Annotated in this window: 16 protein-coding genes; 4 read left to right on the top strand and 12 right to left on the bottom strand. The window is 70.2% G+C overall.

The features are described from left to right. The first annotated feature begins 148 nt into the window (after window positions 1-148). Window positions 149-940 (top strand): undecaprenyl-diphosphate phosphatase, encoded by a 792-nt coding sequence (locus HEP74_RS01190; protein WP_185814830.1) that lies wholly within the window; start codon window positions 149-151, stop codon window positions 938-940. 398 nt (window positions 941-1,338) lie between these two features. On the opposite strand, the gene HEP74_RS01185 is transcribed toward HEP74_RS01190, so the two are convergent. From HEP74_RS01185 to HEP74_RS01145, 9 genes are all read right to left on the bottom strand, one after another. Further along, complete coding sequence (locus tag HEP74_RS01185; RefSeq protein ID WP_185814829.1) at window positions 1,339-1,950, bottom strand: YbhB/YbcL family Raf kinase inhibitor-like protein; 612 nt, start codon at window positions 1,948-1,950, stop codon at window positions 1,339-1,341. A 20-nt stretch (window positions 1,951-1,970) separates the two neighbouring features. Next, window positions 1,971-4,043, bottom strand: a complete 2,073-nt coding sequence (locus tag HEP74_RS01180) for a tetratricopeptide repeat protein (RefSeq protein WP_185814828.1) — start codon at window positions 4,041-4,043, stop codon at window positions 1,971-1,973. 241 nt (window positions 4,044-4,284) lie between these two features. Beyond that, window positions 4,285-5,277 (bottom strand): YheT family hydrolase, encoded by a 993-nt coding sequence (locus tag HEP74_RS01175; protein ID WP_185816446.1) that lies wholly within the window; start codon window positions 5,275-5,277, stop codon window positions 4,285-4,287. 71 nt (window positions 5,278-5,348) lie between these two features. Next, window positions 5,349-6,143 (bottom strand): lysophospholipid acyltransferase family protein, encoded by a 795-nt coding sequence (locus HEP74_RS01170; protein ID WP_185814827.1) that lies wholly within the window; start codon window positions 6,141-6,143, stop codon window positions 5,349-5,351. 76 nt (window positions 6,144-6,219) lie between these two features. Further along, window positions 6,220-6,639: a hotdog fold thioesterase gene (locus HEP74_RS01165; RefSeq protein WP_185814826.1), complete on the bottom strand. Its 420-nt coding sequence runs from the start codon at window positions 6,637-6,639 to the stop codon at window positions 6,220-6,222. A gap of 109 nt (window positions 6,640-6,748) precedes the next feature. Continuing rightward, window positions 6,749-8,746, bottom strand: coding sequence for a phospholipase D family protein (locus HEP74_RS01160; RefSeq protein ID WP_185814825.1), 1,998 nt, complete (start codon window positions 8,744-8,746; stop codon window positions 6,749-6,751). Further along, window positions 8,743-9,297, bottom strand: coding sequence for a YceI family protein (locus HEP74_RS01155; protein WP_255427936.1), 555 nt, complete (start codon window positions 9,295-9,297; stop codon window positions 8,743-8,745). The genes HEP74_RS01160 and HEP74_RS01155 overlap by 4 nt, the downstream gene beginning before the upstream one ends. A gap of 50 nt (window positions 9,298-9,347) precedes the next feature. After that, window positions 9,348-9,824, bottom strand: a complete 477-nt coding sequence (locus tag HEP74_RS01150; RefSeq protein WP_185816444.1) for a SixA phosphatase family protein — start codon at window positions 9,822-9,824, stop codon at window positions 9,348-9,350. Between the two features lie 15 nt (window positions 9,825-9,839). Continuing rightward, window positions 9,840-10,472, bottom strand: coding sequence for a nucleotide-binding protein (locus HEP74_RS01145; protein ID WP_039006481.1), 633 nt, complete (start codon window positions 10,470-10,472; stop codon window positions 9,840-9,842). Window positions 10,473-10,595: 123 nt separating this feature from the next. On the opposite strand from HEP74_RS01145, the gene HEP74_RS01140 reads away from it, so the two are divergent. Beyond that, window positions 10,596-12,089, top strand: a complete 1,494-nt coding sequence (locus tag HEP74_RS01140; protein ID WP_185814824.1) for an AAA family ATPase — start codon at window positions 10,596-10,598, stop codon at window positions 12,087-12,089. Between the two features lie 126 nt (window positions 12,090-12,215). On the opposite strand, the gene HEP74_RS01135 is transcribed toward HEP74_RS01140, so the two are convergent. Next, window positions 12,216-13,130, bottom strand: a complete 915-nt coding sequence (locus tag HEP74_RS01135; RefSeq protein ID WP_185814823.1) for an AEC family transporter — start codon at window positions 13,128-13,130, stop codon at window positions 12,216-12,218. A 488-nt stretch (window positions 13,131-13,618) separates the two neighbouring features. Then, the gene (locus tag HEP74_RS01130) at window positions 13,619-14,227 is read right to left on the bottom strand and encodes a tetratricopeptide repeat protein (protein ID WP_185816443.1); all 609 of its coding nucleotides are present in this window, start codon (window positions 14,225-14,227) and stop codon (window positions 13,619-13,621) included. Between the two features lie 190 nt (window positions 14,228-14,417). On the opposite strand from HEP74_RS01130, the gene HEP74_RS01125 reads away from it, so the two are divergent. Then, a complete protein-coding gene (locus tag HEP74_RS01125; RefSeq protein ID WP_185814822.1) occupies window positions 14,418-18,125 on the top strand; it encodes an indolepyruvate ferredoxin oxidoreductase family protein in 3,708 nt (1,235 codons plus the stop codon). Window positions 18,126-18,439: 314 nt separating this feature from the next. Here HEP74_RS01125 and HEP74_RS01120 read toward each other — a convergent pair whose 3' ends face one another. Next, window positions 18,440-19,219 (bottom strand): hypothetical protein, encoded by a 780-nt coding sequence (locus HEP74_RS01120; protein ID WP_185814821.1) that lies wholly within the window; start codon window positions 19,217-19,219, stop codon window positions 18,440-18,442. Window positions 19,220-19,597: 378 nt separating this feature from the next. On the opposite strand from HEP74_RS01120, the gene HEP74_RS01115 reads away from it, so the two are divergent. After that, window positions 19,598-19,942 carry a hypothetical protein gene (locus HEP74_RS01115; protein WP_185814820.1) on the top strand — a complete coding sequence of 115 codons (345 nt, stop codon included), beginning with the start codon at window positions 19,598-19,600 and terminating at the stop codon, window positions 19,940-19,942. The last annotated feature ends 23 nt before the right edge of the window (window positions 19,943-19,965 follow it).

The raw sequence follows: 19,965 nt of genomic DNA, 5'->3' as shown, positions 1-19,965 counted from the left end.
TCCTTGATTTTGGTGAAGGGAGCACGCCAACGGGGCGAAATCCATGCACCAAAATAGTTCGATGGCGATTGCGAGCACCAAAATGGTGCTTGAAGCAATGTTTTATCCTTGCCCGGCTTTTCCTCCCCCACGAGCCGAACCCTCCCCCATGAGCGACATGTTCTCCGCCCTGCTGCTGGGCATTCTCGAAGGCCTGACCGAATTCCTGCCGGTCTCCAGCACCGGCCACCTGCTGATCGCCGAGCAATGGCTCGGCCGCCGTTCGGACTTCTTCAACATCGTGATCCAGGCCGGCGCGATCCTGGCCACCACCCTGGTGTTCCGGCAGAAGCTATGGACGCTGGCCACCGGGCTGGGCGACCGCGCCAATCGCGACTACGTGCTCAAGCTGGGCACCGCGTTCCTAGTCACCGCGGTGGTCGGCCTGGCGGTGCGCAAGGCCGGCTGGCAGCTGCCGGAATCGGTGCAACCGGTGGCCTGGGCGCTGGTGATCGGCGGCGTATGGATGCTGGTGGCCGAGCATTTCGCCGCACGCATGCCCGAGCGCGAACTGGTGACCTGGAAGGTGGCCATCGCGGTGGGCCTGGCGCAGGTGGTGGCCGGCGTGTTCCCCGGTACCTCGCGCTCGGCCGCGACGATCTTCCTGGCGATGCTGCTGGGCCTGAGCAAGCGCTCGGCCGCGGCCGATTTCGCGTTCCTGGTCGGCATCCCGACCATGTTCGCGGCCAGCGGCTATTCGTTCCTGGAGCTGTACAAGGACGGTGCGGTGGGCAGCGAGGACTGGGGCGACGTGGCCATCGCCTTCGCCGCCGCGGTGGTGACCGGCTTCATCGTGGTGAAGTGGCTGCTGGGCTACATCAAGTCGCACCGCTTCACCGCGTTCGCGGTGTATCGCATCGTGCTGGGTGCGGCGCTGTTGCTGTGGTTGCCGGGGGCCTGAGGGCTGGTTGGCTGGCGGCCGTACCCTCACCCGACTCCTCTCCCGAGGGGAGAGGGGCTAGCGGCTGCTCCCTTCTCCCATCGGGGAAGGTGGCCCGAAGAGCCGGATGAGGGTGCGGGCGAAGCCTCGCGCACCCAACTCCGCGAGTCGCTTTCGCGCCGCACCCTCACCCCAACCCCTCTCCCGAGGGGAGAGGGGCTAGCGGCTGCTCCCTTCTCCCCTCGGGACCATGGCCCCCTTTTCGGGGGAAGGTGCCCCGCAGGGGCGGATGAGGGTGCGGGCGCAGCCTCGTGCACCCAAACTCCGCGAGACGCTTCGCGCCATACCCTCACCCCAACCCCTCTCCCGGCGGGAGAGGGGCTACGCGGCGACTCACCTCTCCCGGCGGGAGAGGGGCTTCAGGCGAGCTTGGGATTCAGGCTGTACGTGCCATAGAGGCTGGCCTCGGCCAGCACATGGCCTTGCATCGCGCGCAGCGCGTCGGCGGCGGTGAAGCGTGCCGGCAGGTCCAGCGTGGCCACGTCCAGCGCGAACAGGCGGAAAAAGTAGCGGTGCACGCGCAGGTCGTTGGCCGGCGGGTACGGGCCGTCGTAGCCGTAGTAGTCGCCGCCCATCTGCGCATCCCCTGCGAACCAGTCGGTATAGCTGTTCAAGCCCTGCCGCGCGCCTGGCAGGCCGGGCGGTTGCTGCTTGCCCTTGGCCACGACCCCGTCGCTGGTGCTGCCCTCGGCGATCTCGCGCAGGTCGGCCGGAAGATCAACGGCAGCCCAATGCACGAAATTGGTGCGTGGCTGCTCGACCGGGATCTGCACGTCGTCGCGGCCGACCATCTCGGCCACGGTCGGTACATCCGGATCGAGGCATAGCAGCGCGAATGCCGCGGTGCCGGCCGGGACGTCGTCCCAGGCCAGGTGCGGATTGCGGTTGGCGGCGAAGCCGTCGGCCTGGCCCATCGCGTAGGTCGCGGCGATCGGCTGGCCGGGCTGGATGCTGTCACTGCGAAGACGCATGCGAAAACTCCTGTGGAGGATCAGGTTTCAGCGTAGCCAAGGCGCACGGCCACCGGCGTGAGCAGCGCGAACGCGGCCGCCAGCGGCGTGGCATAGGCGCGCCAGTGGCCGGACGGCAGGCGCGGCGGGCCGATCGTGGGCACGCTCGGGAACGGAATACCGAAGGCCTGTTCCAGCGCTGCGGCGACGCCGGCCGGATCGGCCTCGATGCCGTCCAGGCGCAGCAGGCGGTGCGGATACAGGTCCTGCTCGTGCAAGTCGGCGACCTGGGCCAGCACCGCCGCCAGCCAGTGCGCGCCGGTCTCCGGGGTGGCCAGGCCGAGCGGTGCCGGGGCGCCGTTGGCCAGCCAGTCCAGCAGCATGTCGCGCGGGTCGCGCAGCGCGATCAGCAGCCGTCCTTCCGGCAGCTGCGGACGCAGCGCGCGCAGCAGCGCGTTGTCCCACCACAGCAGCCAGTCGACGATGTTGCCGTCGTCGATGCCGCGCGCCGGCAGCTGCGCGCGCCACTCGGCGATCAGCGCCGCGCCGTCGAGTTCGCCGCTGTCCAGCTCGGGGACGGTGCGGTAGCGCTGGAAACCGTCGGTGGGCGGCTGCACGCCGAAGCGGTCGCTGCGCAGCACCTGGCTGGTCGCGTCCATCACCGCGATCACCCGCTCCACACCGCTGCCCGGCGCACCCCACACGAACAGCGGCCGCGCAGGCTGTTGCGGATCGATCTCGGCCAGCGCCGGCCACGCCGCCGTGGCCTGGCCAAGCGGCGGCAGCGGCAGGCGGTGCGGCAGCTGTTCCTGCTGGAACGCCAGCCACGTCGCCAGCGCCTCGGTCGAATGGCCGGCGCGGTCCTGCACCGCCGCCAGCCACGGCCGCAGCGTGGTCTGCTCGTTCTCGGGCATGCGCTGCATCAGGCCACGCACGTGGGCGATGGCCGCGTCGTGCTCGCCGCGCTCCAGCAGCGCCTCGACCAGGCGCTCCTCGCCGCTGATGCGGCCCGGCTCCAGCGCCACGATGCGCTGCGCCACGGCCTCGCCCTGGTCGCGTTCGCCGGCCATGTCGTGCACCCGCAGCTGGGCTTCCAGCGCCGGCACGTGGCCCGGCATCGCCGCCTGCCAGCGCGCGATCAGCGCGCGCGCCTCGGCGCCGCCGACCGGCTCCAGCGCCAGCCGCGCCAGCCACAGGTCGTGCGCGTCGGTGGTGGTGGCCAGCGCCGCTTCCAGGGTGGCGCGGGCGTCCTCGACCGCCCCCAGCCGCTGCCAGGCGATCAGCGCCGCATGCAGGGTGCGGCGGTCGGCCGGGGCGGCGCCCAGCGCGCGCCGCAGGTGTTCCAGCGCATCGGCCGGACGCCCGGCCTGCAAGGCATATTCGCCCGCCAACCGGCGCATGCCGGCGGTGTCGCTGACCGGATCGGCCAGCACCGCGTCCAGCGCCGCGATGGCGTCGTCGAGGCGGCCCTGGCGGTGCGCCAGCTGCGCGACCAGCGCCATCAGCGCGCTGGTGCCGCGGGTCAGCGTGGCGACGCGGCGGAACGCAGTCTCGGCGAACGCCAGGTGCTGCTTGTCCAGGTAGGCGAAACCGAGCGCGTACAGCAAGCGCGGATCGTCGGGCAGCGCCTTGCTGGCGCGCGACAGCAGCGCCAGCGCGCGATCGGCATCGCCCCGGCGCAGCGCCAGCATGCCGTCCAGGCCCAGCAGTTGCGGATGGTCCGGATCCAGCCGCGCGGCGGTGCGGCTGAGCCGCTCCACTTCGTCCAGGTCGCCGCGGCCCAGCGCCAGGTGCGCGCGCATCACGTACGCCAGGAACTGGTTGGGATCCAGCGCGGCGGTGCGTGCCAGCGCGTCCTCGGCCTGAGCCAGGTCGTTGGCGCTGAGCAGCATGCCGGCGCGCAACATGTGCAGGCCGGCGTCTTCCGGCGCCAGCGCGATGGCCTGGTCGATGCTGACCAGCGCGGCGGCGGTGTCGCCGTTCTGCTGTTGCGCCAGCGCCAGCCAACGGTGCGCCTGCGCGTCGGCGGCGGCGTCGGCCACCCAGGCCTGGGCGATGCGCAGCGCGTCGGCGTTGGCCTGGCGGCGCAGGGCGTCGAGAATTTGCTCTTGCATGAGGGTCCGGCTCTGGGCAAACCGGCATTGTAACGGGAGCGCCCGGCCGGCCTGCGCCCGGGCACGCCAGGCGTGTCACCAATTCGCGAGCAGGCCGCATTGGTTTGGCAGGCCAGCTGCGTGGCGCAGCGTCCGACTGGTGGTCAGGGCAAGCTACGCGGTGCCGACTGGTGGTCTGCCAGGCCCAACCCGCAGGCCACGCCCGGCGCGGCCTGCCCTGGAACTGGCGACAGGCCCTGGCTCAGGCGGGCAGGCCGTCGGTCAGGCGTTCGGCCACCCAGCGCTCGGCGAAACCGTCGCCGCGCGCATTCTCGATGAAGCCGCAGTGCCCACCCCAGCGCGCGATTTCCAGCCGCGCCAGGGCCGGCAGGCGCAGGTTGCGGAAATCGTCCAGCGGGATCACCGGGTCGTCCTCGGCCATCAGGATGTCGGCCGGCACGCTCAGGTTGCGCAAGCGCTCGCCGGCGATCGAATAGCTTTCGAAATACGCATCCAGGCTGGCGAAGCCGGCGTGGCGCTGCGCCAGCCAGCCCATCAGCTCGCGCATGTCCAGCGCCAGGGTGGCGTCGTCGTAGCCGTGCCGTTCGGGGAACAGTTCGCGCTTGCGCAGCAGCGATTCGCGCCACTTGCGGCGGAAATACCAGTCGTAGAACTGCGGGCCATGCTCGATCCGATGCATGGTCGTGGCCGGATCCAGCAGCGGGCACACCGCCGCCACGTGCTGCAGCGGCAGGCCGGCGTCGGGCGCGCGCAGCGCCAGGCGCAACGCGAAATTGCCGCCCAGCGAATAGCCGGCGGCCAGCAGCGTCGGCGCGGGGAAACGCCGCCACAGGTCGCCGGCGGCGTTGACCACTTCGTCCAGGCGCTCGGAGTGGAACAGGTCCACGTTGAGGTGGTGGGTCCCGCCGTGGTCGCGGAAGTTGAGCCGGAACACCTGGTAGCCGCGCGCCAGCAATTGCGCGGCGGTCAGGCGCATGTAGCTGGAGTCGGCGCTGCCTTCCCAGCCGTGCAGCAGCAACACGGTGCCGCGCGGCGCGGCGGTGCCGGCCGGCACGCTGAGCCAGCCCTGCAGGCGCACGCCGTCGCCGCCGTCGAGGATGTGCGAGGTGGTGGTCGCGCCGCTGGCCGCCAGCAGCTGTTCGCCGCGGCGCACGCGCAGCGCGCTGGAACCCAGCACCGATTGCAGGTGCGGGTTGCGCAGCCAACGCGGGGGGAGGTAGTCGGCGGCATTCATCATCGGCAGCGAGCTTGCGCCTGGCGATTGGAGCAATAGGTCAAATCGCCCGGACCGAAGTGTTCCATGGTTCAGCGTTGCGCCATCGCGGCGACGATGCGCGCGCGCGCGATCTCGGCGATGCCCCGGCGCCCTTCCACGTCCTGCAGCCGGATCGGCTCCAGGAAGTGCACCTCGGCCTCGCGGCCCGGCTCGCCGAGCAGGCGCAGGAAATTGGCGAAGAAGCTCTCGTGCGGGCCGAACGCGATCACCGTCTGCGCCGAGCCGCCTGCGCCGTAGCGCACCGCCACCGGCTGCACCGCCACTTCGGCCTCCACCGCGGCCTGGAAGATGCGCGCGTGGAACGGGCCGACATCGTGGCCGCCGCGGGTGCGCCCTTCCGGGAACACGCCGACCGAGCGCCCCGAGCGCAGCCGTTCCAGCATCGCCTGCAGCACCCCGCCCAGCGATTCGGTGTTGCCGCGCTGGTGGAAGATGGTCTGCCCGCGCGTGGCCAGCCAGCCGACCAGCGGCCAGCCGGCGATCTCGCGCTTGGCGACGAAGCCCATCATGCGCTGGCTGTGCAGCATCACAATGTCGATCCAGCTGACGTGGTTGGCCACGAACAGCACCGGATTGGGCAGCGGCGTGCCGACCCGGCGCACGCGCAGGCCGAAGATGCGCAGCAGCCAGGTCGACCACCAGCACACCACGCGGTCGCCGAACGATTCGACCCCGGCCCGGCCCGGCGACAGCGCCATGCACGCCAGCAGGAACGGCAACGACAGCAACACGTGCAGCGCCAGCAGCGGAATGCGGTAACCGTAACGGACCCAGCGCAGCGCCTCACCGTGTTGGCGCGTGGCGGGTGAGGAGAACTCGCTCATTCTGGTCAGGGTACCGGAAGCCGGGAGGGAAGCACCCTATTGTGTCAGCATGAAGACGGTTACGGCTGAGTGCACGCTAATCGCGTGCGATCACCGCCAGGGTGAGCCGCGACACGCACACCGGCTTGCCGGCCGCGTCCTCGATGCGGATCTCCCAGACCTGGGTGGCACGGCCCACGTGCAGCGGCCGCGCGGTGCCGGTGACCGAGCCGGCGCGGGCCGCGCGCAGGTGGTTGGCGTTGATCTCCAGGCCCACGCAGATCCGGTCCGGCCCCACGCACAGATTCCCGGCGCTGCTGCCCAGGGTTTCGGCCAGCACCACCGAGGCGCCGCCGTGCAACAGCCCGTACGGCTGCAGCGTGCGCGCATCGACCGGCATCGTCGCGCGCAGCCAGTCCGGCCCGGCCTCGGTGAAGACGATGCCCAGGTGCGCGATCAGGGTGTCGCGGGCGGCGGCGTTGAGGGCATCGAGATCGACGGGGTCGCGGAAGGCCATTGAGTGTCCGGGATTGGAGATTCGGGATTGGGGATTCGCCAGCGGCGTCTCCCTCAAACAGTACTACCGCTTTTGCCAATCCCGAATCCCCAATCCCCAATCCCGGCACTCAAAGAATCGGCACCAACCCCGAACCGAATGCCGTCAGCATCCGCACCAGCAGCCACTTCGGGCCGACGTTGACCTCGGGGAAGTCGCCGACCGCGCTGTAGCAGCGGTGGAAGCCGGGATCGCGCCGGGTCAGCGGCGCCGGGCATTCCGGGCCGGGCTGGAAGTCGTAGTTGGTGGCATAGCGCCATGGCCAGAAATCCAGCACCGGCAGCGCCTCCGATGCCTTGCCGAGGCTGTAGTTCAGCCCCGACAGCACCGGCGGCTTGGCGCGCGATGCGACCGTCCACGAGTTCGATGGCTCGATGTCGCGCAGGATGCTGGTGGCCAGCGCCTGCGCGAAGGCCGGGTCGTCGATGATCACCGCGCCCTCGGTGTTGTAGTTCTCGCTGCGCGGGTCGAAGTTGTGGGTGCCGATCACCGCGATGTGCCGGTCCACCACCAGCGACTTGGCATGCAGGCCCATGCGCGCGCCCTCGCGGGTCACCGGCAGCGGGCGGTTGGCCGCCCGACGGCTGAGGAACGACGGGCGCGTCTCGGTGCGCAGCACGCGGCGGTCGACCTGGCTGCCGTCGGCGCGTCGTCCGCTACCGCCCGGGCTACCGCTGCCGCCGCCGCTGCCGAGCGCGCTGGAACGGCCGGCGGCGCTGCCGCCGATCAGCGGATTGCGGCCACCACCGTCGGCCACGTCGGCATCGGGCAGCAACGGCGACGGCAGCAGGTTGGCGTAGTTCACCGGCGCGTCCAGCGGGAACGGCTTGTATTCGTAGATGTCGAAGCCGAGTTCGCGCAGGTTGCGCCGCTTGTACTTGTACGACAGCGCGTACACCACCGGGTTGTCGGTGGAGGCCAGGCTGTTGGTGGCGACGATGATCTTGGGCGGCGTGGGCCGCTTGCGCAGGTTGCGGAAGATCTCCTGCGCCGGGTCGGACAGCACCAGGTAGGGCGTCTGCAGGATGATCTCGCGCTGCGCGCCGGTGATCAGGCTGACCCGCTTGGGCACGGCCACCGCCAGCGCCCGCTTGGATGCGGCATCGCGCCGGTGCTTCTGCGGCGGATCGGCGACGTAGCTGACGTTGCTCACCGGCAGCGCCGGCAGCACGAAGGCGTCCTCGACGAAGGCTGGATCGGCCGCCTCCTCGCTCACCCGCTGCACCCGCTCCGGACGCAGGAACTGCGCCGGCGGCATCGTCGGCACGCCGTCGCGCAGCAGCAGCTTGCCGACGTCGTTGAGCCGCGCCACCGGCACGCTGCGCCGCGCCGCCCAGTACGCATCGAAGCTGGCCGCCATCTCGCGCGCCACCGGGCCGGCCACCAGCACGTCGCGGTCGCGGAAGTTGTACTCGGCGTCCCAATCGTAATAGTCGTCCTGGTAGTTGCGCCCGCCGACCACGCCGACCGCGTCGTCCACCACCAGCATCTTGTTGTGCATGCGCTGGTTGAAGCGGCGGAAGCAGCACACCACGCTGGCGGCGTAGTGGAAGTAGTTGGGCTTGGCCAGGCCGAAGGTGGGGTTGTAGATGCGCAGCGAGAAATTCTGGTGGGCACCGGCCAGCGCGCCGAGGATCTGCAGGTCGGAGATCGCCGACAGCTGGTCGATCAGCACCCGCACCTGCACGCCACGCCGCGCCGCGGCCAGCAGCTCGTCCATCACCAGCCGCGCGCTGTCGTCCTTGTCGAAGATGTAGGTCTGCAGGTCGATGCTGCGGCTGGCGCTGCGGATCAGGTTGACCCGCGCCACCAGCGCTTCCTCGCCGTGGTCCAGGATGGTGGCGTAGTGGTGCGGCGCGGCGTCGCCGGATGCGGCAAAGGCCTTGCCCGCCAGCGCGCGCAGCGGCGAGGCCAGCGCGCAGTGGTCGCTTTGCGTGCAGTCGACGCGGCCATCGCGCGCCGCCTCGGCGATTGCCACAGCACGGCCGTGCTGGGCCTGCGATAGGCTCGCGCAACCGCTGCCGAGCAGCATCGCCGCCAGCACCAGGACCCTCAACCACGCCGTCACCGGGCGTCCGCTCCGGTCAGCCGTGCACGCAGCACGAAGGTGACCCGATCGCTCAAGGCCAGATCCCACTTGTCCATTCCATAACGTCCACGCAGAACCGTACCGCGGCTGATCACATCGCAATCATAGCCTGGACGGCTGCAGGCCGACGGCATCATGGTCAGGGTCTCGGTATGGCCGACCCCGCGGATGCTCAGCGTGCCGACCAGCGCGCCGCCGGTGGTCAGCAGTTGCGGGGAGAACGGTTGCGAATCGAAGGACACGGTCGGAAAGCGTTCCGCGTCGAAGAAATCCTCGCCGCGCATCCAGCCGGTGTAGCGCGGCTTGCCGGGGATCTGCACGTAGGCGGTGAACAGGCGCAGGCGAACCTGGTGGCGGCCGTCGGGCAGCATCTCCACGGTGCCTTCGAAGCGCGGGAAGAAGCCCTCGATGCGCTGCCCGAAGCGGGTGCGGATCTCGAAACCGAAGCGCGACTGGGCCGGGTCGAAGGCATGCTCCTCCGGCGACAGCGGCGGCGCCTGCGCGCGACCCCAGCCCGGCACCAGGCACAGCGACAGCAGCGCGGTGCACAGCGCCGGGCTCAGGCGCCGGCGCGGTGCGTTCAGGGCCACCAGAACGCGGTCAGTCGGGCGACACCCGGCTCGATCGCCGCGTCCTGCGGCACCGTCAGCACCACCACGCTGGCGGTGGGCATGCCGCGGTAGTCGCCGGACTGGCCGCTGTGCATCAGCGCCGCCAGCTGCTCCAGGCCCGGGTTGTGACCGACCAGCAGCAGCCGTTCGACGTCGCGATGCTCGTCCATCAGCGCGGCCAGGGTGCCGGAGGTGGCCTCGTAGATCCGCGGCTCCAGGCGCTGCTCGGCATAGCCGGTCACTTCCAGCACCGCTTCCAGGGTCTCGCGCGCGCGCCGCGCGGGCGAGCACAGCACGCAGTCGGGCACCAGCCGCTGCTCCAGCAGCCAGCGCCCGGCGGCCTCGGCCTCGGCGATGCCGTGCGGCGACAGCGGACGGTCGAAATCGGCCTGGCCGGTGTCGGCCGGCTCGGCATGGGCATGGCGCAGCAGGATCACTTCACGCAGGACGATGGTCATCGGTCAGGCCTTCTTGAGCCACTTGAGCAAGGGTTCCCAGTCCTGCTGGTGATCGCGCACCTGAGCGGAACGGTAGTCGAACAGGCTGCGGCCGAGGCCGACCAGCACCACGTAGGCCTGGCTGTCGCGCAGCTGCGCCAGCACCGGATACGGCCAGCCGCCGAGCATCTCCAGCGCCTGTTGCGCGGCGTGGGTCCACGGCTTGCTGCGGTTGATCACCAACCCCACCGGCAGCTTGCGCTGGTGCACCCGCGGCACCTTGGCCAGGGTGTTGAGGAAGCCGACGGTGGCCTCGATGTCCAGCGCCGACGGCATCACCGGCACCACCACCGCGTCGGCCTCGTCCAGGAACTGGGCCAGATCCTCGGCCATGGCGCCGGCCGCGCCGTCGATGATCACCCGCTGGGTGTCGTCCGGCAGCGCCGCGCGCCAGTTGCGTTTGCGGCTGGCGTCGATCGGCAGCACCGCGCTGTCCAGGCCGGCGCGGCGCTCGGCCCAACGGGTCGAGGAGCCCTGCGGGTCGGCATCGGCCAGCACCGTGCGCTTGCCGGCCAGCGCGTAGTACGCGGCCAGGTGCGTGGCAATCGTGGTCTTGCCCACGCCGCCCTTGGAGCCGGCCACCAGGATCGTCTTCATGCGCGCCTCGCTTCCGGAAGAAGAGGCCGCAGCGTACACCGGCCCCATGTTGGCCGGTAGTCAACGCGTAGCGGGCGGGGCGGCGCGTTGCTATCGTGGCGGCCCCACGGCAACGGATCGCCCATGAGCGAGCTGCAGGACCTGACCGCGCTGATCCGCGCCAACACCCCCCTGATCGTCATCGAGACCCAGGAGGAGGCGCGCATCGTGGCGCTGTTCCGGCAGGCGCTGATGCAGGTCTGGCGCGCGCTGTACCGCTGGTCGATCACCGAAGGCCTGCGCCGCATCGACCTGGACCGCGAGGACGAGCCGAGCGGCCCGCCCGACGCCAGCGCGGTGCTGCAGGCGATCAAGCAGGCCGACCAGCGCGGCATCTACCTGTTGCTGGACGTGGTGCCGTACCTGGGCTACGCCAGCCACCAGCGCCTGCTGCGCGACATCGTCGAGCGCCGCCACTGCCAGCCGCACGTGCTGGTGCTGATCGGCGCCAAGATCGAGCTGCCGGCCGAGCTGGAAGCGCTGGCCACGCGCTTCAACCCGCGCCTGCCCGACGCCAATGCGCTGTTGAAGATGGTGCAGGAAGAGGCCGCCGGCTACGCGCGCGAGTTCGGCGGGCGCCGGGTCGAGGTGGATGGCGAGGCGGTCAAGCAGGTCGTGCGCAACCTGCAGGGGCTGAGCCTGATCGACGCGCGCCGCATCGCCCGCCAGCTGATCTACGCCGACGGCGCACTCAACGCCGCCGACCTGCCGCAGTTGGCCAAGCTCAAGTTCGAGCTGCTCAACCGCAGCGGCCACCTGCACTACGAATACGACGCCACCCGCTTCGCCGACGTGGCCGGCGCGCGCCGGCTCAAGCGCTGGATCGAGCAACGCCGCGCGGTGTTCGCCGGCGCCGCCCCGCCCGGGCTGGACCCGCCCAAGGGCGTGCTGCTGCTGGGCGTGCAGGGCTGCGGCAAGTCGATGCTGGCCAAGGCCACCGCCGCCGGCTTCGGCGTGCCGCTGCTGCGCCTGGACTTCGGCTCGCTGTACGACAAGTACCACGGCGAGACCGAGAAGAACCTGCGCGGCGCGCTGGCCGCGGCCGAGCAACTGGCGCCGTGCGTGCTGTGGATCGACGAGATCGAGAAGGGCCTGGCCAGCGGCGGCGAGGACGGCGGCGTGTCGCGGCGCGTGCTCGGCTACCTGCTGACCTGGATGGCCGAGCGTGGCGGCACCGCCGCTGGCGGCGGCGTGTTCATCGTCGCCACCGCCAACCAGGTGCACGAACTGCCGGCCGAATTGCTGCGCAAGGGCCGCTTCGACGAGATCTTCTTCGTCGACCTGCCCGATGCCGACACGCGGGTGGAATTGCTGCGCCTGCACCTGGCGCGGCGCAAACTGCGCGAGGACGACTTCGCGCTGCCGGCGCTGGCCGCCGCGGCGAACGGCTTTTCCGGCGCCGAGATCGAGCAGGCCATCGTCTCCGGCCTGTACGCGGCGCATGCCGAGAGCCGGCCGCTGGACACCGAGCTGCTGATGCAGGAACTTCGCGGCACGCGGCCGCTGTCGGTGATGATGGCCGAACAGGTGCAGGCGCTGCGCGAATGGGCGCGCGAGCGCACGGTGCCGGCGGATTGAGCGACCGGCTGGGTTCCGTCTCGCTGCGGAAGGTGCTTCACCCTCGCGCGGGGTTTTGCCTGTAGCGCCCTCCTAGCGCCGCCTACGGCGCCCGACTCGCGATCGCGCACGCCGAAACGGAAAGCGTCAGCCCAGCGCCCCCAGCAGCCACGCCCATGCCGGCAGCGTGGCCAGCGACAGCAGGATGCCGTAACCGACCAAGGCCGCCGCCAGCCGCGGCGCCAGCCGGTGCGAGATCGCCAGCGCCGCAGCGGTGATCATCGTCGGCATCGCCGATTCGAGCACGTTGGCCTGCAATGCCTGTCCGCGCAGGCCCAGCGCCCACGACAGTGGCCAGGCCAGGGCGGGCAACAGCAGCAGCTTCAGCAGCAGGCCCGCGGCGAGCGGCTTGAGCTCCTCGCGCGGCAGCCGCAACTGGATCGAGAAGCCCACCGCCAGCATCACCAGCGGCAGCATCGCATCGGCCAGATGCTGCAGGCCCGAGGAGATCCACGCCGGTGGCTGCGCCGGCATCAGGGTCAACGCAAACGCCAGCGCCCACAGCGGCGGGAAGCGGGCCATGCGCAGCAGCGTCTGCCGCAGCGACGGCGGGGTCTCGCCGCCGTAGCGGGCCAGCACGTACAGGCCGAAGCTGGACAGCAGCACGAAGGTGCCGAACTGGTCGTAGATCACCGCATACGGCAGCGCCGTCTCGCCGAGCAGCGCGCGCACCATCGGATAGCCGATGAAGCTGGAATTGCTCAGGCCCACGCACAGCAGCAACGCGGCGTGCTCCTCGCGGCGCAGGCGCAGCGGCCGGCGCAGCGCCAGCACCGCCAGCACGGTGACGCCAGCCAGCAGCCATGGGGTCAGCATCAGCCCGAGCAGGGACAGGTTCAACTGCAGGCGCGGCACGTAGATCAGCACCGAGGCTGGCAGGCACAGGTACATCACCACGCCGTTGAGCACTTCGGTGGTGTTGGCCGGCAACACGCGCAGGCGCGCGAACAGCATGCCGAGCGCCAACATGGCCAGGATCAGGGCGAACGCGTCGAAAGCCATCGGTACAACGGGAATGTGGCGGGTACGCCGGCATCATCGCATGCGCATGCAGGCAAGCCGGTCGATCACATGCAGCGCAGCGCGCGGCGTGCGGCGCTGGCGCACGCAGCGTTCCTGCGTCGGGGCTGAAGCCCCTCCCACAGTGCACCCGGCCAGCTTGACGCAAGCCCCTGTAGGAGCGGCTTCAGCCGCGACGAACGAAGCGATGCACTCTTCGGTTTCGGATATGCACCATGCGGCGGAACGCTGCGCGGTGGCTCGGGTGCTTGCAGCGTTCCTGCGTCGGGGCTGAAGCCCCTCCCACAGTGCACCCGGCCGGCTTGGCGCAAGTCCCTGTAGGAGCGGCTTCAGCCGCGACGAACGGAGCGATGCACCTGACGACCGCGCACAGCGTCGAGGCCGAAGACGCTCCTGCAGTGACTCAGCTACGCCATCGCTAGCTGTAGCGGTGGCGGCGACTCAGGCCACAGCGCGAGGACAAGCGCAGCTCAGGGCCAGGCGGGCGGCTTGGCCTGCCAGGCGGCCTGCACGTCGGCCAGGGTGGCGCATTCGTCGTCGCGCCAGGCGGGCAGCAGCTTGGCGAAATCGGCGCCGGCGCCCCACTGGTCCGGCCAGGTGCGCACCGCGGCGGCGTACCACTTCACCGCCTCGTCCTTGCGGTCCAGCCGCCACAGCACCAGCGCCAGCGTCGGCGGCACCCAGTCCGGTGCCGCCGGACGGCCATTGACCAGGCCGCTCCACTGCGCCAGCGCGCGCGCCGGGTCGCCGGCACGCAACAGGTCCCAGCCGTAGTTCCACTCGATCTGGCGGCGCTGCGCGCCGGCGCTCAGCGCGCGCAGCGCCGTCTGGTACAGCTCTTCGCCCAGTTCGCGGCGTCCGCCGGCCATCGCGATCGCCGCCAGCTGCGCGCGCGCCTCGACCGCGTTCGGATCGCGCTGCACGGTGCTGGCGAGACGATCGACCAGCGCCTCGCCGCTGCCGGCGATCGCCGCCACCGGCCGCGTGGTGCTGCGATCCTGGTCGAAATAGAACTCCTTCGGCGCCGGCAAGGCCTGCGCCTGCGCATCGACCGCGGCCATGCCCACCCAGGCCAGCATCGCGGCCAGTGCGTATTTATGTGCATTCACTGCTGACAACCCCTTGGAGGTGGTCCCCTCCCCCATCCGCATCCTAACCGCGTCCGCCGCCGGGAGCGAGGGGCGGGCGCACAAAATGCCGCTGATACAATCGGGGGATCGTGCCCGGCCTGCGCCGCGCGCGCGCCAGCCTTCCATCTCCAGGCAAGCCATGAACCGCATCGCCGATCCGCGTCCGCCGTCCTCCCTCGCCGCACCGGCCGCCGACAGCGTGGATAGCGGCTACACCCTGGAGCACAAATACACCCGTACCGACGGCCGCATCTATCTGTCCGGGGTGCAGGCGCTGGTGCGCCTGCCGCTGATGCAGCAGCTGCGCGACCGCGCCGCCGGTCTCAACACCGGCGGCTTCGTCAGCGGCTACCGCGGCAGCCCGCTGGGCGGCTTCGACCTGGAACTGTGGCGCGCGCGCAGGCACCTGGACGCGGCCAACGTGAAATTCCAGCCCGGCCTTAACGAGGACCTGGGCGCGACCATGGTGTGGGGCACGCAGCAGACCAACCTGTTCCCCGGCGCGCGCGTGGATGGCGTGTACGCGATGTGGTACGGCAAGGGCCCGGGCGTGGACCGCTGCGGCGATGTGTTCAAGCATGCCAACGCCGCCGGCACCTCGCGCCACGGCGGCGTGCTGGCGCTGGCCGCCGACGACCACGCCTGCCGCAGTTCGACCCTGCCGCACGGCTCGGAAGAGGAATTCGTCAGCGCGATGATGCCGGTGCTCAACCCGGCCGGGGTGCAGGACATCCTCGACCTGGGCCTGCTCGGCTGGGCGATGAGCCGTTACACCGGGCGCTGGATCGGTTTCAAGACCATCGCCGAGACGGTGGAATCCTCGGCCTCGGTAGAGGTGGATCCGTTCGCGCGGCAGATCGTGCTGCCGGAGGATTTCGCATTGCCGCCGGGCGGGCTCAACATCCGCTGGCCGGATCCGCCGCTGGACCAGGAGATGCGCCTGCACCGTTACGCGGTGCGCGCCGCGCAGGCCTTCGCCCGCGCCAACGGCGTGGACCGCACGGTGATGGATTCGCCGCACGCGCGGCTGGGCATCGTCACCACCGGCAAGAGCTACCTGGACGTGCTGCAGGCGCTGGAATACCTGGGCCTGGACGAACGCGCCTGCCGCGACATCGGCATCCGCGTGTACAAGGTCGGCATGACCTGGCCGCTGGAGCCGATCGGCATCGCCGCGTTCGCGCAGGGCCTGGACGACATCGTGGTGGTGGAGGAGAAGAAGGCCTTTATCGAGCGGCAGATGAAGGAGCAGTTCTACAACTGGCCGGCCAGCGCCGGGCCGCGCCCGAGCATCGTCGGCAAGTACGACGAGGCCGGCGAGTGGATCCTGCCGTCCACCGGCGAGCTGACCCCGGCGACCATCGCCGCGGTGATCGGCAAGCGCATCCAACGGTTCTTCAACACCGAATCGATCGAGCAGCGACTGCGCTGGATGGAGGCCAAGGAAGCGGAGATGGCCCTGCCGCGCGCCAATTTCCCGCGCGTGCCGCATTACTGCTCCGGCTGCCCGCACAACACCTCCACCGTGGTGCCGGAGGGCTCGCGCGCGCTCGGCGGGATCGGCTGCCACTACATGGTGACGTGGATGGACCGCTCCACCGACACCTTCACCCACATGGGCGGCGAAGGCGTCACCTGGGCCGGGCAGGCACCGTTCACCGACACCCCGCACGTGTTTCAGAACCTGGGCGACGGCACCTATTTCCACAGCGGCTCGCTGGCGATCCGCCAGTCGATCGCCGCCGGCGTCAACATCACCTACAAGATCCTCTACAACGACGCGGTGGCGATGACCGGCGGGCAGCCGGTGGACGGCACGTTGAGCGTGCCCGACATCGCCCGGCAGATGCGTGCCGAAGGCGTGCACACCATCGCCCTGGTCAGCGACGACATCGGCAAGTGGACGCGGCGCCGCGAGCTGTTCCCCAGCGACGTGGAGTTCCACGACCGCGGCGAGCTGGACGCGGTGCAAAAGCGCCTGCGCGAGGTCAAGGGCACCAGCATTCTGATCTACGACCAGACCTGCGCCACCGAGAAGCGGCGCCGGCGCAAGCGCGGCAAGCTGCCCGATCCGGCCAAGCGCGTGCTGGTCAATTCGCTGGTCTGCGAAGGCTGCGGCGATTGCGGCGAAAAGAGTTTCTGCGTGTCGGTGCTGCCGAAGGAAACCGAGTTCGGGCGCAAGCGCCAGATCGACCAGTCCGGCTGCAACAAGGACTATTCCTGCGTCTCCGGCTTCTGCCCCAGCTTCGTCACCGTGCATGGCGGCGCGCTGCGCAAGGGCCGCAAGGCCGACGCAGCCACGCTGCTGCAGGACCTGCCGCCGCCGGTGTTCCGCAGCGACCTGGCGCAGCCCTGGAACATCCTGATCACCGGCGTCGGCGGCACCGGCGTGGTCACCATCGGCGCGCTGCTGGGCATGGCCGGACACCTGGAAGGCAAGGGCGCCAGCGTGCTCGACCAGACCGGACTGGCGCAGAAGGGCGGCGCGGTCACCACCCATATCCGCCTGGCGCGCCAGCCCGAGGACCTGCACGCGGTGCGCATCGCCGCCGGCGAGGCCGACCTGGTGCTGGGCTGCGACATGGTCGTGGTCAACGACTACTGGGCGCTGTCCAAGGTGCGCGGCGACCGCTCGCAGGTGGTGCTCAACACCTACGAGGCGATGCCCGGCACCTTCACCACGCATCCGGACATGCAGTTCCCCGCGGCCGACATCATCGCCGGCGTGCGCCTGGCCTTGGGCGGGCGCGAGCCCTTGCTGCTCGACGCCACGCAACTGGCCACCGCGCTGCTCGGCGACGCCATCGCCAGCAACCTGTTCATGCTCGGCTACGCCTGGCAGCAGGGGCTGGTGCCGTTGTCGCACGACGCGCTGATGCGCGCGATCGAACTCAACGGTGCCGCCGTGGCGATGAACCAGCAGGCCTTCGCCTGGGGCCGTCTGGCGGCGCTGGACCTGGCCGCGGTGCAGCAGGCCGCGGGCATGCCCGGCAGCATCGCTGCCGGAACCGAACCCACCGCGCAACGGCTGCAGCAGCTGCCGCCCGGCGAATGGGAAGGCCACGAAGGCGGCGCCAGCGCCGCGCCGCGCAATCCGCACAACGCGCGCCAGGCGCGCGACCTGCCCGCCGCCGGCGATGCCGCCGACACCGGTCATGCGCCGCTGGACGACACCCGCCTGTCGCGCTCGCTGCATGAACTGGTCGCGCGCCGCCGCGCGTTCCTGGTCGATTACCAGGACACCGCCTACGCCGCACGCTACGCCGCGCTGGTGGAACGCGTGCGCGAGGCCGAGCAGCGCATCGCCGCCGGTTCCACCGCCTTGACCGAGGCGGTGGCGCGCTACGCGTTCAAGCTGATGGCCTACAAGGACGAATACGAAGTGGCGCGGCTGTACACCAGCGGCGATTTCCAGCGCCAGCTGCAGCAGCAGTTCGACGGTGCCTATTCGCTGCGCTTCCACCTGGCGCCGCCGCTGTGGGCCAAGAAGGACGCGCAAGGCCGCGCGCTGAAGCGCGAGTTCGGGCCGTGGATGTTCACCGCGTTCAAGTGGCTGGCCAGGCTGCGCGTGCTGCGCGGCGGCGCGTTCGACGTGTTCGGCTACAGCGCCGAACGCCGCGGCGAACGGCAGCTGATCGCCGACTACGAACGCACCGTGGGCGAGCTGCTGGAACGGCTGGCGGCGGACAATCTGTCGCTGGCGGTGGAGATCGCCAGCGTGCCGGAACACATCCGCGGCTACGGCCACGTCAAGGAAGCGCACCTGCACGAAGCCAAGCAGCGCGAGGCGCGGCTGCTGGCGACCTGGCGCAATCCGAAGGCGCTGCATATCGTGCAGGCGGCTTGAATGACGGAGGCGCGCGCAACGCAGCAACGGCGCTTGGGGCCGAAGCTCCTCCTGCACTGCGCCCCGCACGCTCTTGTAGGAGCGGTTTCAACCGCGACCTTTGGCGTGTCGGCTAGTTCAACAACGTCGTCGATCGGACAAAAACGGTCGCGGCTGAAGCCGCTCCTACAGTGCAGCGGCCAAGCATCCGGTTTTCCATAAAAAACGCTGCCGGCATCGTGCCGGCAGCGTTCTAGAGGGCAGAGCGAAACGCGTTGATCGCGACGGCGCGAGTGCGACTATGCCCGCGTGATCGCAATGCTCACCTCACGCTATCAAACCCGCGGGTCAGTCGGCGTGCCGCGGCCCGAACCATAGCGGTCCGAATGGAAGGCCTCGCGCACCGCCGCCTTGGCCTGCTGCCAGGTCAGCCGCGAGCGATCCTTGGCGCGTTCCCAGCCGCTTTCCAGATCCGATTCCAGGCGGTCGTCCCAGTCGCGGTCCTGATAGCGGCTGCGCGCCTGGATGCCGTAGCGGTAGGCCGGGCGGTAGTCGTCGTAGCCGGCATCGGGATCGCGGTAGTCGACGCGGTCGAAGCGCTCGGCGTAGTAGCGGTCGCTGTCTTCATAGGTGCGATAGGTGGTGTCGGCGCGCTGCCAGGAATCGCGTGCCGCCAGGCGCGCGTCTTCCCACTCCAGGCGCGATTCGCCGCGGCGCGTGCCCCAGTCGCGCGACAACTCGGTTTCGTTCTCTTCCCAGCTGCGGGTCGGATACTGCTCGCGCGCCTGCAGGCCAAGGCCGTAGGCGGCCGCGTAATCGCGCTCGTAGTCGTAGTCGGACTTCACGTAGTCGCGGTTACGGTATTCCTCGCGCCAGTACTCGGCTTCGCCGGTGGGGTCGATGCGTTCGGCCACGCCCTTGCCCGCGGCTGCACCGGCGACCACGCCGACCGCGGCGCCGATCAGCGTGCCGAGCGGCCCGAACACGGTACCGGCCAGCGCACCCGCGGCAACGCCACCCGCGGTGCCACCGATGCCGACGCCGACCGGATGCGAGCCCGGCGTGCCGGAGATGGGATCGCGATTCAGATCGCGTGCTTCGTTGTTGCTGCTCATTGGGAACGCTCCGCAGTTGATGGGATCACCGGCCATCTGCATCGGCCCGTGGTGGTCGCACAGTGGCGAACGTCCGGTTAATCCCCCGTGCCACCGGGGTGAGCGCGCGATGAGGCTGCACGCCCCTGTCCTCACGTGCCCGCAACGTCGCCTCGGCAGCGCCGGCACGGCAACCCCATGCTGCGGTGCATCCATTGCCCGCCGCCGCCCTGCAGGCGCAACCATCGCCGTACCGATGCGCCGAGAAATCAATCCCAGATGCGCCACGTCGCGACGTGTCTATCTGCTGCGTTTCATGGACGGTGATGGACATCGCGTCTTCGCCCAAGCGATCTGGCAGCATCGCGGACGCAGGGGAACATCAGCCAGGACATACATATGAACAAGGCCGTTTCGACACTCGCCGCGTTGCTGTTCGTCGCTGCCGCATCCCTGGGCATCGCCCCATCGGCACGCGCCCAGAGCGTCACCCTCGACTGCACCGGCAGCGATCTCTGCTATGCCGACGTGACGCCAGCCGGCGCCTACGGCTATGCCTGGTCGTTCAACTCCAACGGGCTGAACGTGATTTATCCGGCGAACTGTACCAACCAGGCCTATTGCAGCTTCTACTGTCCCAGGACCAGCGGCTACATCACCGCCAATGTGCTGGTCACCGATGCAAACCGGCAGACCGTGGGTTCGGCCAGCATGCGTGCGTTGTGCACGGCGCAACCGCTGTAGGCGGCGCTTGCGGCGAACGCATC

Origin of the sequence: Xanthomonas sp. SS, from assembly GCF_014236835.1 — a bacterium.
Lineage (GTDB): Bacteria > Pseudomonadota > Gammaproteobacteria > Xanthomonadales > Xanthomonadaceae > Xanthomonas_A.
The sequence above is the reverse complement of the archived record's forward strand: the minus strand, read 5'-3'. Positions and strand labels throughout refer to the sequence as shown.

Bases quoted from the DNA above. Each gene is read 5' to 3' on its own strand.
- HEP74_RS01190 (WP_185814830.1), top strand. From the start codon at position 149: ATGAGCGACATGTTCTCCGCCCTGCTGCTGGGCATTCTCGAAGGCCTG.
- HEP74_RS01185 (WP_185814829.1), bottom strand. From the start codon at position 1,950: ATGCGTCTTCGCAGTGACAGCATCCAGCCCGGCCAGCCGATCGCCGCG.
- HEP74_RS01180 (WP_185814828.1), bottom strand. From the start codon at position 4,043: ATGCAAGAGCAAATTCTCGACGCCCTGCGCCGCCAGGCCAACGCCGAC.
- HEP74_RS01175 (WP_185816446.1), bottom strand. From the start codon at position 5,277: ATGAATGCCGCCGACTACCTCCCCCCGCGTTGGCTGCGCAACCCGCAC.
- HEP74_RS01170 (WP_185814827.1), bottom strand. From the start codon at position 6,143: ATGAGCGAGTTCTCCTCACCCGCCACGCGCCAACACGGTGAGGCGCTG.
- HEP74_RS01165 (WP_185814826.1), bottom strand. From the start codon at position 6,639: ATGGCCTTCCGCGACCCCGTCGATCTCGATGCCCTCAACGCCGCCGCC.
- HEP74_RS01145 (WP_039006481.1), bottom strand. From the start codon at position 10,472: ATGAAGACGATCCTGGTGGCCGGCTCCAAGGGCGGCGTGGGCAAGACC.
- HEP74_RS01140 (WP_185814824.1), top strand. From the start codon at position 10,596: ATGAGCGAGCTGCAGGACCTGACCGCGCTGATCCGCGCCAACACCCCC.
- HEP74_RS01135 (WP_185814823.1), bottom strand. From the start codon at position 13,130: ATGGCTTTCGACGCGTTCGCCCTGATCCTGGCCATGTTGGCGCTCGGC.
- HEP74_RS01130 (WP_185816443.1), bottom strand. From the start codon at position 14,227: ATGCTGGCCTGGGTGGGCATGGCCGCGGTCGATGCGCAGGCGCAGGCC.
- HEP74_RS01125 (WP_185814822.1), top strand. From the start codon at position 14,418: ATGAACCGCATCGCCGATCCGCGTCCGCCGTCCTCCCTCGCCGCACCG.
- HEP74_RS01120 (WP_185814821.1), bottom strand. From the start codon at position 19,219: ATGAGCAGCAACAACGAAGCACGCGATCTGAATCGCGATCCCATCTCC.
- HEP74_RS01115 (WP_185814820.1), top strand. From the start codon at position 19,598: ATGAACAAGGCCGTTTCGACACTCGCCGCGTTGCTGTTCGTCGCTGCC.